This is a genomic window from Halegenticoccus soli (assembly GCF_002844195.1).
In the GTDB taxonomy this organism is placed as follows: Archaea; Halobacteriota; Halobacteria; order Halobacteriales; family Haloferacaceae; genus Halegenticoccus; species Halegenticoccus soli.
In genome coordinates, this window is record NZ_PEND01000003.1 from 404,379 (window position 1) to 422,246 (window position 17,868).

16 protein-coding genes and 1 pseudogene are annotated in these 17,868 nt (G+C 54.3%); 9 read left to right on the top strand and 8 right to left on the bottom strand.

Going from position 1 to position 17,868, the window contains the following annotated elements:
• Window positions 1-96 precede the first annotated feature (96 nt).
• A complete protein-coding gene (locus CNO20_RS10485) occupies window positions 97-780 on the top strand; it encodes a helix-turn-helix domain-containing protein (RefSeq protein WP_101296069.1) in 684 nt (227 codons plus the stop codon).
• Window positions 781-3,059: 2,279 nt separating this feature from the next.
• Here the strand turns inward: CNO20_RS10485 and CNO20_RS22605 are convergent.
• Window positions 3,060-3,362 (bottom strand): hypothetical protein, encoded by a 303-nt coding sequence (locus CNO20_RS22605; RefSeq protein ID WP_233204113.1) that lies wholly within the window; start codon window positions 3,360-3,362, stop codon window positions 3,060-3,062.
• A gap of 112 nt (window positions 3,363-3,474) precedes the next feature.
• On the bottom strand, window positions 3,475-4,641 hold the full coding sequence (locus tag CNO20_RS24340; protein ID WP_394337253.1) for a geranylgeranylglyceryl/heptaprenylglyceryl phosphate synthase: 1,167 nt from the start codon (window positions 4,639-4,641) through the stop codon (window positions 3,475-3,477).
• Here CNO20_RS24340 and CNO20_RS22985 point away from each other — a divergent pair.
• Window positions 4,628-5,212: a hypothetical protein gene (locus CNO20_RS22985; protein ID WP_158237395.1), complete on the top strand. Its 585-nt coding sequence runs from the start codon at window positions 4,628-4,630 to the stop codon at window positions 5,210-5,212. The genes CNO20_RS24340 and CNO20_RS22985 overlap by 14 nt on opposite strands.
• Window positions 5,213-6,362: 1,150 nt before the next feature.
• Window positions 6,363-6,974 carry a hypothetical protein gene (locus CNO20_RS10500; RefSeq protein ID WP_143423192.1) on the top strand — a complete coding sequence of 204 codons (612 nt, stop codon included), beginning with the start codon at window positions 6,363-6,365 and terminating at the stop codon, window positions 6,972-6,974.
• Between the two features lie 753 nt (window positions 6,975-7,727).
• Here the strand turns inward: CNO20_RS10500 and CNO20_RS22990 are convergent.
• Together CNO20_RS22990 and CNO20_RS22995 are read right to left on the bottom strand one after the other, a co-directional pair.
• Window positions 7,728-7,991, bottom strand: a complete 264-nt coding sequence (locus CNO20_RS22990) for a DUF3006 family protein (RefSeq protein WP_269844136.1) — start codon at window positions 7,989-7,991, stop codon at window positions 7,728-7,730.
• A gap of 1 nt (window position 7,992) precedes the next feature.
• On the bottom strand, window positions 7,993-8,151 hold the full coding sequence (locus CNO20_RS22995; protein ID WP_158237398.1) for a hypothetical protein: 159 nt from the start codon (window positions 8,149-8,151) through the stop codon (window positions 7,993-7,995).
• 702 nt (window positions 8,152-8,853) lie between these two features.
• On the opposite strand from CNO20_RS22995, the gene CNO20_RS10515 reads away from it, so the two are divergent.
• On the top strand, window positions 8,854-9,096 hold the full coding sequence (locus tag CNO20_RS10515; RefSeq protein ID WP_101296074.1) for an amphi-Trp domain-containing protein: 243 nt from the start codon (window positions 8,854-8,856) through the stop codon (window positions 9,094-9,096).
• Window positions 9,097-9,134: 38 nt separating this feature from the next.
• Here the strand turns inward: CNO20_RS10515 and CNO20_RS10520 are convergent, their stop codons facing one another.
• The gene (locus tag CNO20_RS10520) at window positions 9,135-10,070 is read right to left on the bottom strand and encodes a mechanosensitive ion channel family protein (protein WP_233204116.1); all 936 of its coding nucleotides are present in this window, start codon (window positions 10,068-10,070) and stop codon (window positions 9,135-9,137) included.
• Window positions 10,071-11,683: 1,613 nt separating this feature from the next.
• Here CNO20_RS10520 and CNO20_RS22615 point away from each other — a divergent pair.
• Window positions 11,684-12,055: a hypothetical protein gene (locus CNO20_RS22615; protein ID WP_143423193.1), complete on the top strand. Its 372-nt coding sequence runs from the start codon at window positions 11,684-11,686 to the stop codon at window positions 12,053-12,055.
• 578 nt (window positions 12,056-12,633) lie between these two features.
• Here CNO20_RS22615 and CNO20_RS10525 read toward each other — a convergent pair.
• Window positions 12,634-12,828: pseudogene (locus CNO20_RS10525) on the bottom strand (PadR family transcriptional regulator); the annotation flags it as partial.
• Between the two features lie 257 nt (window positions 12,829-13,085).
• Complete coding sequence (locus CNO20_RS10535; RefSeq protein ID WP_101296078.1) at window positions 13,086-14,423, bottom strand: permease; 1,338 nt, start codon at window positions 14,421-14,423, stop codon at window positions 13,086-13,088.
• 317 nt (window positions 14,424-14,740) lie between these two features.
• Between CNO20_RS10535 and CNO20_RS23810 the strand changes: the two genes are divergently transcribed.
• The 4 genes from CNO20_RS23810 (at window position 14,741) to CNO20_RS10555 (ending at window position 17,168) form a co-directional block, all read left to right on the top strand.
• Entirely contained in the window at window positions 14,741-15,040 is a 300-nt protein-coding gene (locus CNO20_RS23810) for a hypothetical protein (RefSeq protein WP_233204119.1), read from the top strand.
• 22 nt (window positions 15,041-15,062) lie between these two features.
• Window positions 15,063-15,578, top strand: coding sequence for an SRPBCC family protein (locus CNO20_RS10545; RefSeq protein ID WP_101296079.1), 516 nt, complete (start codon window positions 15,063-15,065; stop codon window positions 15,576-15,578).
• A gap of 123 nt (window positions 15,579-15,701) precedes the next feature.
• Window positions 15,702-16,469, top strand: a complete 768-nt coding sequence (locus CNO20_RS10550; protein ID WP_101296080.1) for a hypothetical protein — start codon at window positions 15,702-15,704, stop codon at window positions 16,467-16,469.
• 144 nt (window positions 16,470-16,613) lie between these two features.
• Window positions 16,614-17,168 (top strand): DoxX family membrane protein, encoded by a 555-nt coding sequence (locus CNO20_RS10555; protein WP_101296081.1) that lies wholly within the window; start codon window positions 16,614-16,616, stop codon window positions 17,166-17,168.
• A 65-nt stretch (window positions 17,169-17,233) separates the two neighbouring features.
• On the opposite strand, the gene CNO20_RS10560 is transcribed toward CNO20_RS10555, so the two are convergent.
• The gene (locus CNO20_RS10560; RefSeq protein ID WP_101296082.1) at window positions 17,234-17,674 is read right to left on the bottom strand and encodes a hypothetical protein; all 441 of its coding nucleotides are present in this window, start codon (window positions 17,672-17,674) and stop codon (window positions 17,234-17,236) included.
• Between the last annotated feature and the right edge of the window lie 194 nt (window positions 17,675-17,868).

The window sequence follows — 17,868 nt, forward strand, 5'->3', positions numbered from 1 at the left end:
AGCAGCTTTCAAATCCTGGCTCTTTCAGTAGGATGTACGCATCAAAATGCTCACCGGTAGCAGAGAACACAGCGTCTACAACGCTCCCCCAGATCCATGATCACAGCCACATTCACTGTGCAGCTGCCATTGTTCCGCCAAGCACTTTCAGACACTCCGAATCTCGTTCTTACTATCGATTCCGGACAATTTCCGTTCGTTGGAGAGACCGACGCGAAACTCCTCGTCTGGGCTGCTGGCGACGAGACGGACTTCGAACAGTTTGAAGCGGATGCCAAAGAAGATCCAACGGTTGCGGGCCTCACTCTTCTCACGACTCAGAATTCGCAGCGGCTGTATCGAGTGAACTTTCGGCAAAATGAACTCAAAGAGCTCTTTTCAACACTCTTCTACGATCACGATACGCTTCTTGTTCGTGGCACAATTACGCAGAACGGGTGGGAATTCAAGTTCCGGGCCCTCGATCGCTCCGCCCTTTCAACTATCCACGACACCCTCCAAGAGCAGAACGCCTCATTCCACATTCACACAATCCGTTCAAATCCGAAAGACCAAGAGCAACCGTTTCTCGGTGACCTGTCTGAGGATCAATTTCAGGCGTTGAAAGTAGCGGTTGAGCGAGGATATTTTGAGGTCCCTCGTAAGGTCACGCAGGCAGAGTTAGCAGATGAGTTTGAGATTTCGAGCCAAGCGTTTTCTGAACGCTTGCGCCGTGCAGCTGGAGCAGTTCTCGCTGATCTGTTTGATGACTCTCCTGACCACATTGAAGCTGAAGAGTAGCGCTTACGGAGATCCGCGCAGCGCGGATTTCACTTTTTCGAAGTATTCTTGCATGTGTAAAAAGCTCGCGTCAGTTTCTACTTTTCAATAGTTTGTTTTTACAACCACAGCGGTCAATTTGTTGGCCGCTATGGGTCGTAGGAGAGGAATCACACGTTTCCTCTTCACAGGGGTGTGTCAGAGAATGCGTCAGGACGATCTTAGTCAGAACGAAATTGTCGCCTGGTGCGATGACTGCGACCGAGAGACAGTTCACGGAGTGACGCTCGCACTTGAGTCAACAACGGACGGGACCAAGGTGACGTCACAGAACCTGAAGTTCGCCAAATCACCTGGTCGGACAGTCCCGACTAGATTACGGCAATTTACTACTGATGGTAATTATAGTTGAATTTGTACGATTCATTATCGTGGCGGGGGTGCGGCGCTGCTGGGTTAGCAGAAACCGGTGTTCTGGCCAAATGTTTTCTGTCAATCTTCACGCTGAGGACGATGTTCCCGAATCTACGAGCGAGGGTTCCTCTAGGAACCGGCAGATTCTCTGTGGGGTTAGGTGTTGTGTACGCGACTTCTTTCTGTCCATGGTAATGAAGTACTCTGTGCTGAGTGGCTTGGGAGCAGCGGCTGAGCGGGACGGACCGTCCTGTCTAGGAAGCTAATGAACAGTAGGCAAACTGTACATGGCGTAGGTGAAAGTGGGGGTGACAAGCCCCCGGTGGCAACTGGGTGTGGTTAGATTGGGCCGCCAAGGCCCGGTGGTGACAGTGTATTCTAATAGTATAGATGTTTCGTCGAGAGAAATTTATTCGGTCATGCCAAGATGTAGTACCCGATATGAATTTATAGAGTATTGGACTGGGCTCCACTGCAGTGGTTTTCTTCTCTGAGCAGCCTTCTACTGGCCGGAGGGTAAGCGGCGGTCCACTCTCGGGGGCAATGGTGGCTATCGGCTTAGCTATTCTGACGATGGAAGCCGTCTAGGTAGTTCTGCTGTTCTCTGTCTTTGTGGCAACCACGTTTTTCGTCTACCTCGGTGCTAGGGTCTGGTTCTTTGGGTTCTTGTCAGATGACTCAGTGGAACCAAGATACCTGCCTAATTCCACCCCAGCGCCTTGGCTCGTATGAAATACCAAGTATTGAACGTAACCAGCACCAGTGCTAGGGATGGCAATAGTATCCGCGCTCAAGCTTCGCCTCTTTCACTACGATTACCAACTCACCCTGCGGGTCGACGAAGAAATACACTTCCGCGCAATTGGTTTCGGACACTGGACTGTCTAGAGTCGCTTGCTGCCACTCTCCGTCGTCGAGACGCGCACGAAATTCAAACGTCGCTGGGTCTTCTGGCCATGAACGTGTGAGAAGTTCACCGGAGTTCTCTGTTCCGTATGGGGAGAGATGGTATGCCCGATGGAAGACACGCTTGTCGTCTCGATCAATGCGAACTTCATGTGTATGTTGATTCTCGTGAGCAGTGAAGACTTGGCCACCTCCGAGTCGGGGGAGATCGGGTTAGCGAGTCCGACCGAAGACAAGGCATCCTGCAAGAGCTACTGGGAGACTCGAAGAGGCGGCTAGCAGAACTGCTCGACACGAAAGTGGAAGCGAAGGCATACTGTATCGGACGACTTCTGACTAGATAACTTAGATCACCACAAAACATATACCAGTCACTGAGTATCACTCACCTGTTCCGTGCGACAGGGTGCCTCTGACTCATCGACCCTCCACGGACACTCCCCGAGTAACGGCCCTCACTTAGCGTGGTTCGCGATCCTGTCATCGCAGTGAACACCAACACTATCAGGATCGCGGGTTTTCCTCTTCCACTGTAAAAGGGTCCGTTGCAGACGGTCATCAGGCGACTCTGACACTGTGGATGGATGGCACAGGAGCGAGCAGGAGGCTCGCACGTTCGCTTCTGCCGGGCAACAGAGAGCGAACGAGTTGTCTGCAACGGCCACTCATTGAATCACCTGCATCTAAGTTAATTCTTCTGGCTCACTCCAAGAAATCGAGATGGAACACGCTGTTATGGGCCATTGATCACGCCACACGCGTTCTCCGTCGATGGGCCACTTTCGAGAAGATCGGTGATGAGCTCGTCCCAGGTTTGGTCGGGATGGTTCATCTCGGAGAGTCGTTCGTATGGACGATGGGAAATTACTACCTGTGGAGAACCCTGAGTGACGGGGTCATCTGTCATGTGCCTCGTTGATGGACACACTCCTCGGTAGTAAGTAAATTTCGGAATAGTCATCGGATAGAAGAAGTCAGTGTCAGCGATGCGTTGGTGACCGCGAGGACGTTGGCTCATAGCAACCAGCTTGTTTCAACAGCCCGATGGCCAGATCAATGATTTCAGCTTCCCATTTACGAATCGTCACCTTCGACGTATCAAACACCGTCGCGACGGTGTCGAGCGTTCGATACTCTTGTGGGCCATACGTCCCTGCGGTATAGAACAGAGCGGCCGCCGCAAACCGTGGCGCGCACTTCCGGTCGAGCAATTCGTCATACGCTTCGACAAGCGGTGGGCAATCGTCGCGAACTCGCTCGCGATACCGTTCAGCTGCGTTCACTGACTCAGTGTGAGTCTCACTCATCGTGCTGGACGGGACCACACGAGCAATCCTCATAAGCACATGGCATGGTGCGCACTCATGCTCCGTCTTCGACCTTCGAGTGCCAGTTTTATGCGAACCGTGCTGGTATAAGGTCGTGAGCTTCTGCTAGTGGATGTCGAGGCTCCTGGTAGTTATACCTCGATGCACAGAATCGGACAGTGTCCGACGAGACGAAACAAGGTATAAACGTCTCTTTCGAAGCGAACCCCGGCGACGCGAAGATATTCGGACTCGATACAGCCGACGATGTCTTCCGACACCTCGTTGACGCCCAGGAGTTACCGTTCACGATCAAGGAACTTGCCAACGTAAGCAATAGTCGCTCACCCGTTTGGTGAGCTACGTGTTGAGAACCGACTCTAGGTCGCGGTCGGGAAGGTTGTGATAGTTGGACAGACGTCGCGTGCTGTTTGGCGTCGTGTGCTCCACGTACCGTCTCTTCGAGGGCTGCGACACCGTGTTCGTGGACGAGATCGCCGACAACGACCGTGTCAGCGACCGTTGCCATCTCGTACGCCGAGTCGTACTCGTCGATCCCACCTCCATAGAAGAGCGTTGCCGAAGAGAGTGCTTCTTGTACTGTAACGACGAGGGCCGGATCACCGAGGGTTCCAGAGTACTCGAGGTAGATGATGTCCTGGCCGAGGAGTTGCTCGGCGACCTGTGCGTAAGCGGCAATCTCTGCGGTAGTGAGATCGCACGTTGCTTGCGTCACGGTGGCAACGGCAGATGCTGGATTGAGCACGATGTACGCTTCGATGTGGGTGTGCTCCCAGTCGATAGATTCTATCGTCCGAACCCAGGTTGTGTGCGCGCCCGTAAGCCACGTCACATCGCCTGCATTCAGCACGAGTGGGATTAGATAGCCCGTGAAGCGGTCGTCCGGAAGCTCGGTAGGACGGTATGTTGGTTCAATGTAGACGGGGAGCTCCAAGTCAGAGGGAGAGAGATCGTCAAGAAGCGACTGGACGTGGTGTTCAGTGACGGTTGTTGTGCCGCCGATGATGAGTGCGTCTGTGCCCGTGTCAACGAGCGCTGCGTAGGTGTCACCGCCAGGAAGTGATTCGTCGGGGTCAATCTTTACTCGCGTGCAACCAGTTTGTTCCGACGAAGAGAGACCTATAAGGTGAGCGTTGCCTCTCCATAGCTCATAGCGGCGATTTTGGGTCAATCTGGCTAGGAGGCGGGTCGGTTTCCTCCGGCCACACGCCAATGACAGCGTGTCCTGTCTCAACGAAGTGCTGAATGGCGCGCTTCGAAAATTCCTCTGGAGACCGACCGTCTCTCCGGACAGACCAGTCACAATCGACGCACTGGTACTTGATTGGCCTCGTCATGATAGTGGTCTCTACGGGATTATTTTCATTAGGTACAAAGGCTGGGAATACAAGCCCTTCTTCGAGGGGCTCGTACTTGGGAAGAATACGTTTTCTATCAAATTTCGACACATGCCCGTGAGGGACTCTGCTACCAGGAATTTCTCGCTTCTGGTGCCTCCCATTCTTGAACTAGAGCTGGGCCTCTCTAAGCTCACTGATGAGGTGATCAAACGAGAGCAGACTGGCCATCAGTGGGGCCCAGCTGACGTGGTTCCGGCGTGGGTGTATACGCTTGTGAGCGGAGGAGGTGTTGTGAGCATTCTTGGCTCGTATTTCAGTATCGGCGTCTTTGCGACTCTCAGTCAGTACGTGAGCAGGCGTGATCTTTGGACTCTTGCTGACGCTCTCTGTCTCTGCAATTGTCGCTCGGAGACGAAGCCCGACTGGGGTGTGACGCGCGTAGAAAGCGGGTGCTTGGTTCTCTAGGAGCTCCCCGACAAGGAGACGATGTTACCGATGAGACAATCATCAAGTGTGAGGCCAGTGGCACAATTTCCGTGGCTACGCTCATGACAGCCCGGTCATGCTGCTACTGGCCTCGTGTGTCCAATGCGACGAGGGAACCACCACGCCCTTCACGGCACGGGAAACTCAGGCCTGGTGGCTCCCAACGTAGTCCTATGTCATAGAGTGGCATAGGTGTGGCGGCCACCGATGTGAACGACCTGTGAGTCACCCAGAGAGAGTCTATGAAAACTTAGGCTGAGAGATCGCGGAACGTCGGATGGACCCAGGCGAATATTTCTGAGGCTGTGGTAAGCCACTCCTCAAACGATTGCGCCTCGGTACTGCACCATAGACACCGAGACTCGTCGTTGAGATGCACCCCGTCAACGTCGAAGGGTTCAGCGGAGTGGCTTGAGGGTTTAACATGGCACCAGCATTTTGGCATGCTGTAGTGAGTATCGCTGTGGAAGTCCGTCCCTCAGTCTCATAGGTGGGTCAGTCAGCGCAAGCCTTTAGTTCCATCTGAAAGAATCACATACAAAGGTCCTATATATCGCACTAAAGGTACTTGCCTGTACACTCATGAAAACGAGACGGTGAAGAGCAGTTCGGTGTCGTTGTCTCAACGACACTACCCCCGTTCACCAATCGAATACAATCCCCGCTCATGACCACCCGAGATACTGATGGACAGTCCGAAGAAACACCGAGCGATACCGACACAGTCTATCGTCTTCCATTCCGATGTCTGACTCGCTTTGTGGATTCACTCCCTTATCCACGAGGTAGCGATGAGGGAACCTCCGAGGAGGTCCCACCGTCCAAGAGCGTAGTAAAGGAACTCTCCTCGGTCGATCTTCCACAACTTGATGCCGCAGGGATCATCGAGTGGGATCAAGAGACCGATAGTATCCAGCCAGGACCCCGATTTGAAGATGCTGTAACCCTCTTAGAATCTCTGACTGACTCAAGGGATGAGAACCGAGACGACTAGCAGGTTCACAGACGAGAGCCAAATGTGATCAGAGCTCCGAAGTTGGAGTACACCGAAAGCAACTGTCTGTTGAACGATGTGAGGGGAAACTGCACGTCCAGGTACTGGACGGAGTAAGCCGATACTTTGAAGTGTGTGAAGAGAGACGCTCTGAACGTTATCCCAGTAAAGGACTGCTGGGTTGGATTGAGCCCAATATCAGCGGTTGTTTGGTTGGGGCAATTGCTACACCAGAGCGAGGCTCACATATACGCAGAGAGGCACCCTATGGATATCCAAAAGGACACACTTCGGATTCCCAAGCCCGAGCACAGGCATATTTCGGCCGATTACTTCGGGGCAGAGAATCGAACGAGCAGGCGGACTACCGTGGCTGATCACCGAGATTCGGTCGATGAATCAGAGCACGTAGCGGAGGCACAAACAGAGACACTCTCGGAGGTGTTGGCCGACGAGCGCTCAAGAGCGATAGTTGAGGCACTCGCTGCCAACGACGGCGAGCTTCACGTGGCCGAGCTTGCTGACGAAGTGGTCAAACGAGAGCAAGGCGACGATCGATCAGCAATTGAGGCAGTTCCCCCGCGAGTGTATACACTGGTGAGTGGTGGCGGACTCGTGAGTATCATTGGTTCGTACTTCGAAATCGGCGCGTTTGCGGCTCTGTCGGTTACCGCCTGGATACGAGTCGTCTTTGGGTTGCTCTTGGCGCTCTCTGTCTATGCAGTCATAGCGCAGAGAAGAAGCTAGACCAGGTTACAGGAATTCCAGGCGAGAATCCCACGCCGTTCACGGCGTGGATGAATCGCCGTCTTCATCCGGTCAAACGCCCGAATCGGCAGAGTGAGGTCCCCACGGGCGTCTACTCACATGTCGACGTGCCGGTTTCCCCGTCACATCTCGACGCCCCACAAACTGGCAGTTGACTCGGTGTTTGCCTCATCAAAACGTAAGCCCGTGGGACACGGACCGACAGAAAATACCTAAGTAACTCCGAGTCCTGTCCAGGAGAGGAGTAACGGAGGCGTGGCACCTCCACCGGTTCGTCGGACCGGAAACCGTAACCATCCCAACGAACCGCCCGTTGGTGAGCGTGGGAGAACCGTGCCTTTAGGCGCGGGAGGACGTCACGACTCCACTACAGTCAGGGGATTAGAATACCAGTTTAACGGCGGGTTGGAGCTTCTCGGGGGGCTAACTTACGGAGTCTTCCTTGCAGTACTTCGCGATGACAGAGACCTAGTGAGAGTACAATCAAAAGGGGGAGATGGTGGTGTGTCAAACCGTGAACGTCCTCGAGGTGCCTCTGAGCACGTTCATCTTCACGATATCGTCCACTATATTAAACTCTCTCGAAATCTTACTTTCATCCTATTTTGAGAGAATAATATATGTATGGTGAGAATGATCCCCACACGGGGTTCGGCCCCAGAGGAGTTTGGTGTGTCAACGTGTGCCGGGGGAATCGGGGGAAACGACCTCCCGCACCATTTCGAAGCGAGTCTACTCCTGTGAGTCGTCGGGCCTTCTGAAGAGGCGATCACACCGCTCCCGAATGGCTTGCTCACACTGGGCGGTCGTTTCCGGACCAGACTCAAGATCAACTTCCTTTCCGTCCGCAATAACCACTTCAAGGACATCGCTTTCCTCGGTGTCCGCCGGAAGCTGCTCTTCATCAAGTAGGATTTCGTTAGCGATCTCGTCGTCCACTTCGACGAGCACGACAGCGTCCCCCTCTTCGAGACGATCGACCGTCGCAGTAGACACTTCATCGTAATTGATCGTCTGGGAGCTCGGTAGGGCGGTAGGTTGGTTCGATGGAGACGGGAATTTCCATCTCGGAGAGAGAGAGGTCGTCGAGCAGCGAGTGGACACGCCGCTCAGTGACGGCTGTTGTGCCGTCGATGATGATCGCGTCCGTGCCCATGTCAATGAGTCTTGGTAGGTGTCACTGTTGGGGTGTGATTTGTCGGATCAGCCTTCGTCACGTGCGTTCAGTACGTCCATGCGGTCGGCATACGCTCAGTAATCGAATCGCAGGCAAACCGCTTTCTCTCGACGAAAATGGGACGGTCGTGCATGCAATGCTTCTGGACGCCTCAGAGACACGGTCTGAGAGCCACGTCTGACTGAGACTTTTTACCGTTCGTCCTGCAACTTCCGGTAGATGAATCCTCGAACACCACTGCCGCCGCGGGCGGAAGAGGCGCTTGAAGTGCTTCGGTCTCCGGTCGAGAACGCAGGTGGTGAACTCCCTTATGATCGAGCTCGCTCAGTGGTTGCGTCCGAGTTTGGCGAGAAATCTGCGGAGGCATTATTGACTATTCTGCACAGCCGCGGCTATATCTACTACGTTGATAAGCAAGTCCGGATTACGTAGGCTCGCTGTCTTGTGAGGGCTCAGTTTTCACTCTGACAAAGGGATTTTCCAGTATTCCCTGTGATGCTCGAGGTGAGGCGAGATCGGTCTCTCGACGGTATTGGTCAATTTCCCTAGGTATCCCTCAATGATCTACAAGCACAGATGATACCAAGCAAGAGAGGTACGTACGGAGTAATTCTCTGCGGATGTCTCAGCAATCTTTGGATAAAATGAAGGTCACAGTATCATAAGAGTCGGAGGAGGATCATGGCCGAGAAAACCCAGCATAAAGAAAAACTGTCCCGAAAAGAAGTTGCAACACGGCTCGAAGCGCTCGCTCAAGAGCTTCACAAAAAAGACGAAGCCACTGTCACTGTCAACAATAAGGACGTAACGCTTTCTCCTCGAAAGAAGCTCAACTACGAAATCACCGTTCAAGAACGATCGGCGCGTCTACGAGGAAAGCGTGAATCGATCTCTCTGAAGATCGATTGGAAACCAAAGAAGTGACTGACCGCCAAAACTCGTTGTGAGAAAGACCGCCGCCCTTACCTATCTCCCTGTTCTTCCAGCCCAGACCCGCCATCTTGAAGTGCAGTGCTCAACGGCTCGTCACCAGTACGGAGTGTCAAGTCACCGGTGAGCTGCCGGTAGGGATAGGGCATATCGATGCCCTCAGCATCAAATCGCTCTTTCACTGCTTGGACGAAGTCCGACTGCACGCGCACGAGATCGCTCCGACTCGGCTCACCAATCCAAAAGCGGGATTGTAACCCAACGTAAGAGTCTGCGAGTTCAGTCACACGGATTGAGGTCGGCGGATCGGAGCGAATGCCATCGATCTTCTCGGCCTCTTCCAAAATGACGTCCTTGGCGTGGTCGATATCGTCCTCGTAGCCGATGCCGAAGACGAACTTCTGGCGGAGTGTGTCGTACGCAACGGGATTCGTGAGGGGGTTGTTTGCAAGTTCAGAGTTCGGAACGGTGATTCGTTCGTTGTCGAAGGTACGAATCCGTGTTACGCGGAGGTCAATGTCCTCGACACGGCCGACGATGTCACCCTGTTCGACCCAGTCACCGACTTGAAATGGTTTGTCCTTGAGGATGAAAATTCCCGCGACAAAATTGCTGAGGATGTCTTGTGCTGCAAAGCCGACCGCGAGCGCTATTGCGCCCGCAAAGACACCGAATGCAGCAATCACACTCCCAAAGCCTGCGACGGTGAACGCGACGGCGATCGCGATTAGCCACACTGCGATCCCTGCGATGTTTTCACCGAGGCTCTTGACCGAGGGATCATGTCCCTGGCGGTCGAGAACACGGCTGACAAGAGGAATGAGAATGGTTCGTCCTAGCAGGTAGACACCGATGAGCGTCACGATGAATATCGCTGCAGGGATGATGAAGTCCGATAGAATGGTTTGTGGGTTAAAGAGATTATTCTGAAGGGGCATCGTCTGTGCAGGAGGCGTTTGTACTACCATTGAAGCGCTCAGCGCTATGGAGAGCATCCGCAAGATTCCTGTGGTCCCGGCAGCCAGGACAGGACTACTCATGGCAAACCGAGAGCCAGACCGTCAGCCGTGGCGTTTATATCTCATACAAATAAACAAGAAGTAGTGACTTTCAGCGGAGCTCAGAAAAACCGAGCGCACTCACCCAAATCGGGAAACTAAGACGACAGAAAATCGTCTCCACACGTACCGCCCATTGGAAAGCCGAACTCACGAAGACATGGTAGTGACAAGACGCCAGCTTGAGGATTATGCGTAGCCCATGAAACCGATAAAACGCCAGCTTATTGGTATTCTACTTCTCTTGGGGATCGCCGTAATCGGCTATGCGGCTATGAGTTCCGGGGCGGTCGCCTATCCATCAGCGGGGGTGGAGGACATCGGGGAGTGGGGAGACACCACTGAGCACCACGCTGAAATTCATACCGCATATTGGGTCGAAAACCCGTATCCAATTGACCTTTCTACTGGCAAGGCGCTCCGACTCAATTATTCTCTCACACTCAATAGTGTTACCCTTGCAGAAGGAAGTCGAGAGAGAGTTGATCTTCCACGTGGAAACACGACACAGACACAAACGACATACCTGCGAACGGATCGGCTCTCGGCATGGTGGGTAACCTATCTTCGAGCGAACGAGACCATCCACGCAAACGCGCACGGTAGGGTTCGAATCACTACCCCGTTCAAAAATTGGACATACGACCGCTTATCCGCGTCACACACGCAGTTTGAAAATCAGGAACCAATTCGTGAGTCACTCTCACGGACAGCACATCGAACCGAAGGAACTCACACACGGACACAACAGCTACGCTTTGGGAATTTCCAGCGCACAGTGACAGTTGGTGCGGACGTGCAAAATGCGAATGCGAGTTGGGGACGCGTTGATCGGAACCAAACGACGGTGTTGTTTCACTTTACGATTCGAAATCCCAGTGATACCGTTCCACTGGTGGTAGAACCAATGGGGCTGCGGTTCCATGTAGACGCGAATGATGTGCGGTTGTTTTCGTCGGAGTCTGGTGTGTTAACCCTCGAATCGCCAAACAATGAGCAGCTCATACTGCCTGGTGAGACTCGAGATGTGACGATTTCCATCACACTGGATAATACCAAGATTGACGACTGGTTTACTAGCCACATACAAGACGGTGAGCGCTCACAGCTCGCCGTGCACCTGCAGTTGGTCGTGGATCCGCTCGGAATCGACAAGCCAGTCCGGCTCCCTGATGAAGACGGGACAACATACCGCTGTACGATACAAACTGCGATTTTAGAGGACAACCAATCGGCAGCAACAACGTGTGGGGATCGTACAAGACGGTCACCGCCATCCTAGACACTGTAGGCATTCATGGGAGACGGGTCGTTTCTCTCAATGACCACCAGTGAAGAGATAGTAAAACCCGTCCCTTCACGCTCTCCCTTGAACGTGTAAATTACGGCCAGCTACCGACGGTGTATCCTCTGTGCCTATTGGATTCGCACCCGCGGTAAACAGTAGGATTCTCCCTGTAAAGAGTACCGGTACTGGGATGGAGGGCATTAGGACTTTGTACTACTGGTCGTTAACAGACCACATGCTCTGGAACAAAGACTCTCAATCCCCACAATCAACACGAGATGAGTCTAATGACCTTGTAGAAGAGCTCGACGAATCACCCCCTTCGGAGCAGTTCCTTGCTGAGGCATACGATGCGATTGGGAAGGTATTTGAAGAGTCAGTCAACCGTGTCTCCGAGATCGAAGACCGAATCCAAGAAAAAAGAGAAGAGGTTGAACGACATAAACAAGAAATCGAACAACTGAACAGAGAAATTGAGAAGTTACAAGAAGAACATAACCAGTTACACGATGCTCAAGACAAACTGGAAGACGCACAGCTCACTATCAAGGATGGCACAGAGAACAGACAGGTAGAGACCGAAACCGAAATCGAGGAAAATAGCTGACATTTTTCTCGCTCTGAATGATAGAGGAGTCGAAACGGCGAGGCCGTTTCGTGATGATGGACAGACTGAGTTCTCACCACCCACGCCAGGCCGTTTCGTCAGCCTCTGAAGGTAACTCTCTCATGAGAGGAGTCCGGGATCATGCGTTCGATGTTGGGTCGTACTCACAGCATGGTGTGATGAGGAATTCACTCATGGTGTTAAATACGTCCGGCCGCATCACTTGACGGTCTGAATATGACTAAGAGAGGCGGTCCAGAGAAATAGTCTTACAAATTCAGATCTCTGACTGATTTCTCAGGCCTCTGTCTGTGACGCCGCGAAAGATTCATACAGTTCATTGCAGTAGCCAAATCATGGGGAACGATAGCATGACACTCACAGAGCGGCTAAAGAAGTGGGTAACGGGCAGTAAAGATCCAGAGATGTACCAGTATCAATGCAACGTCTGCCAGGCAACGTTCGACTCGCCAGAAGCCGACATTCAGGCCGCTGCTTGCGACGCGTGTGGTGCATCGAATGTCCGAGCACTGGAGTGAGCATTCTTCCTTATCTAATTTTAGAAATAGTCAGAAAAGCCGGTCAATCAGCCCCTTCTCGACGTAGCCCCTGCCGACGAGGATGCCGAGGTTGGGGTACAATCGGCCGTGGTTGGTTTCCTCGGTGCAGGCGTCTTCGAGGTCTGTTTTGATCTGTTGGCCTGAGGGCTGGTCGTGGCCGGCGATGACGATCAAGAGGTCTCGCTGGAAGCCACTGAGGTCAAAGAGGGTCATCACTGAGAAGGTACACCAGCAACGGATATAATCGTCAGCAGTGTGTGGTGTGGGTGAGTGATCGGCGGGAGGATGAGTCTTGAGTCTCTGTTGGTCGGCTGGGAGGTCGAGAAACTGTTGTTACGTCGAGTGAGGGTGATATGGGATGTTTCTCTCCTAACCCACATTGAGTTGGAGGGGGAGGTGTGGGTTAGTCAAGTATGGATGCATCTTGGGCAGGAGAGCTTCGTAAACCCACATCACCTGCTCTGTTAGTTTTAGGATGAGGTGTAATTCGATATCAATGATAGCTTCTGACGGTCGTGCTGAATAGAAGGCGCTTGTTCAGCACGCGGCTGGTCGGTGTCGGTCCGCATCCCACATACCGGATCTCGATACTCCCCAGGTGCGCCAAGTCCTTGCCGGTAGACGTAAAAAAGAAATCCCGAGAGTGCGAACGCGAGCAGATTGAGGTAGAACGTGTAGTCGAGTTTGAAGTACCGCTGCTCGCTCGCCGTCTCCCCGCCGGCGAGGTTCGGGACGATTCCTAGCGCGTCGAAGAAGAGTTCCATCAGAAAGCCGGTAAACGCCATTGTCACGAAGAATACGGCGAGGATGTAGGCCATCACGTAGACCCCGTAGTACTTCCTGTAGACGTTCAACACAGGGATCGTGATGAGATCGGCGTAGACGAACGTGATGACCCCCGCGAAGCTGACCCCGCCGCCCCAGAGTGCGACCGCAAACGGGACGTTGCCGATGCTTCCCACGAAGCTGATGACGGCGATCGTCACGCCCATGACCGCGTTCTCGGCGGTCACCAGCAGCCCGTCTCCCTGCAGGAACAGTGTATTCCAGACCCACTGTGGGACGAACACGATGATGAATCCAGAGATGAGAAATCCCGCGATGACGTCGGACCAGAGCACCGACCACTCCTTGCGGTACTGGTTGCCGAGCTTGTACCACCCGCCCCACGACAGGAGTTCGTCGCGCCACCCGCCGCTACTGGCGGCCTCTTGCTGATAGGTTTCCCTGCAACCCGGCGAGCAGAACTTCAGCGTCTCGCCTCCGTCGGTCACGAGCGAGTACTCGTCTTTGCCCTCCATCCTGCAGGTCGGATCCTCGGTAATACCGTGCTCCTGATCGTGGTGGTTCAGCTCTTGCCGAACCTGATCGAAGAGATTCTCAGGGAGCGTCAGGTGGACGAGCAGCGCCATTACGGCGATGAGGATGAGGCCACCGAGGAGTTCGGCGACGAGGAATTCCCATCCGAGGAGAATCAGAATCATCAGGCCGAGCTCGACGATGAGGTTCGTCGAGGCGAACATGAACGCGAGGACGTTCACTGCGTGCGCCCCCATCTTGAACAGGCCCTTCCCGATAGCGACAGCCCCGAAGCTACAGCCGCTACTCGCAGCACCGAATACCGTCGCCTTCGTGAGTCCACTCAGATTTTCCTCTCCGAGGACCTTGGCCATCCGTTCCTTGGAAACGTAGACCTGGACGAGACTCGTGATGACGAGTCCCATGACGATTGCCCACGCGGCGGTCCAGAGGAAGCCGACGCCGATCCGCAACGACTCGAGGATGCCGTCGACGAGGGCAGTTTGCATGTCTAGATCTTTACCGCCATCGGTTTTGATAGTTGTTCTTACGAATGCTAAGCCAGAGGGCCTCTATACCGACATTACGAACGTATCAGCAACTCCAATCGTTGTTTTCTACGCCGGTAACTGCTCTTCTTCCGGAGAGTAGTGTTCCTACTGTAGAATAGTCCGGTCATGTCACGAGTACTCGTCTCGAAATCCCGTCTCGACATCGCCGCCGTATCTTCTATCCATCCGGTATTCTTGATCGAAATCGCCGATGCGGCGTGTACGCTCGATTCTAAGCAGCAAACCAATTGAACCAGTCGGATGTATCTCTACACATGAGTACTGCTACCACCAACCAAGAACCGTACGAGATGGGAACGACCTCCGACGTGATGCATTTTGACGCACTGGCACTCGCCGGAGCTGCGGCACTCGTGTCTGCCGTCGTAATGCTCCTGCTCGGCGTGTTCGGAGCCATCGGCGTCTACGAGGGTGCGGTCGAGATGATGCAGCAGTGGCATATGTTTTTCGAACCGACGGTCGTCGGGACCGTTGCTGGCATGATCGAGGCGGCCGTCATCAGCTTCGTCCTCGTGTACCTCTTCGCGTGGCTGTACAACGTCTTCGCTCGATAGGAGACGAGCTGGAGGCCATCCAATGTACGTAACCGACAAAGCCGAAATCGTCATCGATGCCACCCCTTCTGAGATTTGGGAGTACGTGACTGACCCCGTCCACTGGACGGCGTCGAATCCCGAGGAACACTATGGGCTCGAATACGACACGCCCGACAACCGCCCGCGGGAAGGAGCAACCTTCCACCAGCGCGAAGAGGTCGCCGGCATGTACGCCGATCTGCATGGTCGGTTCCCCTACATCGATTATCCCAACGTGGCGGTCTGGACGGGGACAGCGTACTATCCTCTCCTTCGCGGCCACGTCACCGTTCGGATCCCCGAGGGCGGCACCATTCGACTCGAAGAGACCGAGGATGGAACCCGGATGTCACACGCCGTCTGGATGGATTTCCCGAACAACCGTCGTGGTCGTTTCCTAAAGTGGTTGTTCACGACCGTCCTCAACGGGAAAGCGAAGCTCTACGACCACACCAACAAGGAACTCGTCTTCTTCAAAGACCGACTCGAAATCAAGGCTGCCACGCCGACGTCGTGAGCGCTACTAACGGGTCGACCTTTCGATTGTGAACCGGAGGCCGATCCACGAATCAACAGAGAAGTCGATTCGCAATACCAGATCAGAGCAACCGGTAAATCCGAAACGGACCATGTCTACTCTATGGAGAATCACTCCGAACACGGGAGCCACAGTCCTCCCAAGGGATACGGGCCTGGTGGACACGCTACACTAGGCGGACTCTCGGTCGACGCAGATGGACTCCGCTTCGTCCCGACAGACACGCACTTCACTCCCGGTGACCCGCTCGACTGGAGCTTCCAGGTCGTCACGTCGGATGGCAGTGTAGTGACCGAGTTCGACGAGGCTCACGGACAGCGTGGTCACCTGATCGTCGTCCGTAGAGACCTAACTCGATTCCAGCATCTCCATCCGACGCTTGACGCCGATGGAACCTGGCGTGTCGAAGCGTTCACACTCCCTAATCCCGGTATCTACCGAGCGTTCATCGACTTGGTCGTCGACAGTCGGCCGATGACGCTTGGATTCGACCTCTTTGCTTCAGGGGAGATAGAGGTTGCTCCACGCCCCAACACGTCTCCGCGTGCGACAGCAGATGGATACGTCGTTGACCTCCATACTGACGAGATTCTCGCCGGTGAGTCGGCTGAGTTAGCGTTCGAAATCAGGCGTGACGGAGAGGACGTGTCGCGTCTGGATCCGTACCTTGGCGCGCTCGGCCATCTTGTTGCACTCCGAGAAGGCGATCTCGCCTATCTGCACGTCCATCCCGAGGAGACGAATCCCGACAGCGGACGAGTCGAATTCGGCGCGCAGTTTCCTACCCCCGGAAGATACCGGTTGTTCCTTCAATCGAAACCGGATGGGACGCTCATTACAACGCAGCACGATATTCGGATCGAACACTGACGCTCTGCCAACCAACTCTGACCTGAGAATTCTCTGAAACTGCTCTCTGAAATCGGTTACTCGATTTCAGGGCAGCGTCCGCCATCAATCGGCACTCCTCGTCAGGATGACCTTTTTGTAGCTACTTGTGAATTCTCTCTAAGTATGGCATCACAAGAGGTGCATCTGGAGAGTACCATCGGCGGCTTCACGGCAAGCGGGAAATTGCACACGCTGAGTGTCTGGTTCATCTTCGCGCTCAGGCTGATGATGGGGCTTGCATTTTTCCAGAGCGGCCTCGACAAGGTCCTCTCAGGGAGTTTCAGTGCAGCCGGCTATCTGACGGGAGCCGTTCCAAACACCGGCAGTCCGCTCGCGGACCTGTTCGTCGCGATGGGGAACACGCCATGGTTCGTCTCGTTCGTGAACGTCGCCGTTCCATGGGGCGAGGTCCTCATCGGCCTTGGGTTGCTGGTTGGCCTGCTCACCCGCCTCGCCGCGTTCTGGGGTGCATTCATGATGCTCCTATTCTTTTTCGGGAACTGGGACATCGCCCACGGCTACATCAACGGTGATTTCGCCTACATGCTCGTGTTCCTCTCTGTCGCCGCGTTCGGCGCCGGCCGCATCCTCGGCCTCGATGCGTACGTTGAACAGTACGAGGTCGATGGCGTTCCGCTGGTCGAACGGTATCCATGGACCCGATACCTTCTCGGCTGATAGCGTATAATTTAGCCGAGTGACACGTTGAGGTACCACATCTCATTCGACCGCTGACTCTCTCTTCACATTCCGGCTTCGGTGTCGCGCCGACTCGTCATTATGACACCACTGATCAACATCAGGATAGCGAGAGCGACCATGCCGAGATCCCAACCCATCCCAGAAATCATGCTGGATCCCATCCCGCCGCCCGTACCGGGACCCATGCCTCCACTCATCCCCCAGTTCACGCTTCCAGTCGTCCTGATGAGAGCCTGATTGAGCAACATCACCAGCGAGTAGCCGATCATCAGCGGCCTACTCGCGTTTCCGAGACGGCTAGCGTAGGGCGTCAGCAGGACGACGCCGTGAATCACGACGACGATGCCGAGAATCGTCATGAGGAGGCCGCTGTTCGAACCCATCATCCCAGTCCCACCCGTCACGGAGATCAGTGAGTACAGGCCGGGGACGAGCGCGATCGCCGCACCGTATTGCCGCGTTATCGTACTGGTCGCATTCATGAGTCGATCGCCTCGACACGCAGCGTCGTGTTCTCTGATCGGCCACAGTGTTCGAGTGACACGCCGACGATGTCCTCTTGGAGTCGATCGGGGTGCTGTGCGTAAGCCTTGGGTGAGTCGCCAAGATTGCTGGTAATTTCACCAGGCCGGGGAAGCGTGGGCTCGGCACTGACTGACTTGACGAGATACGTCAG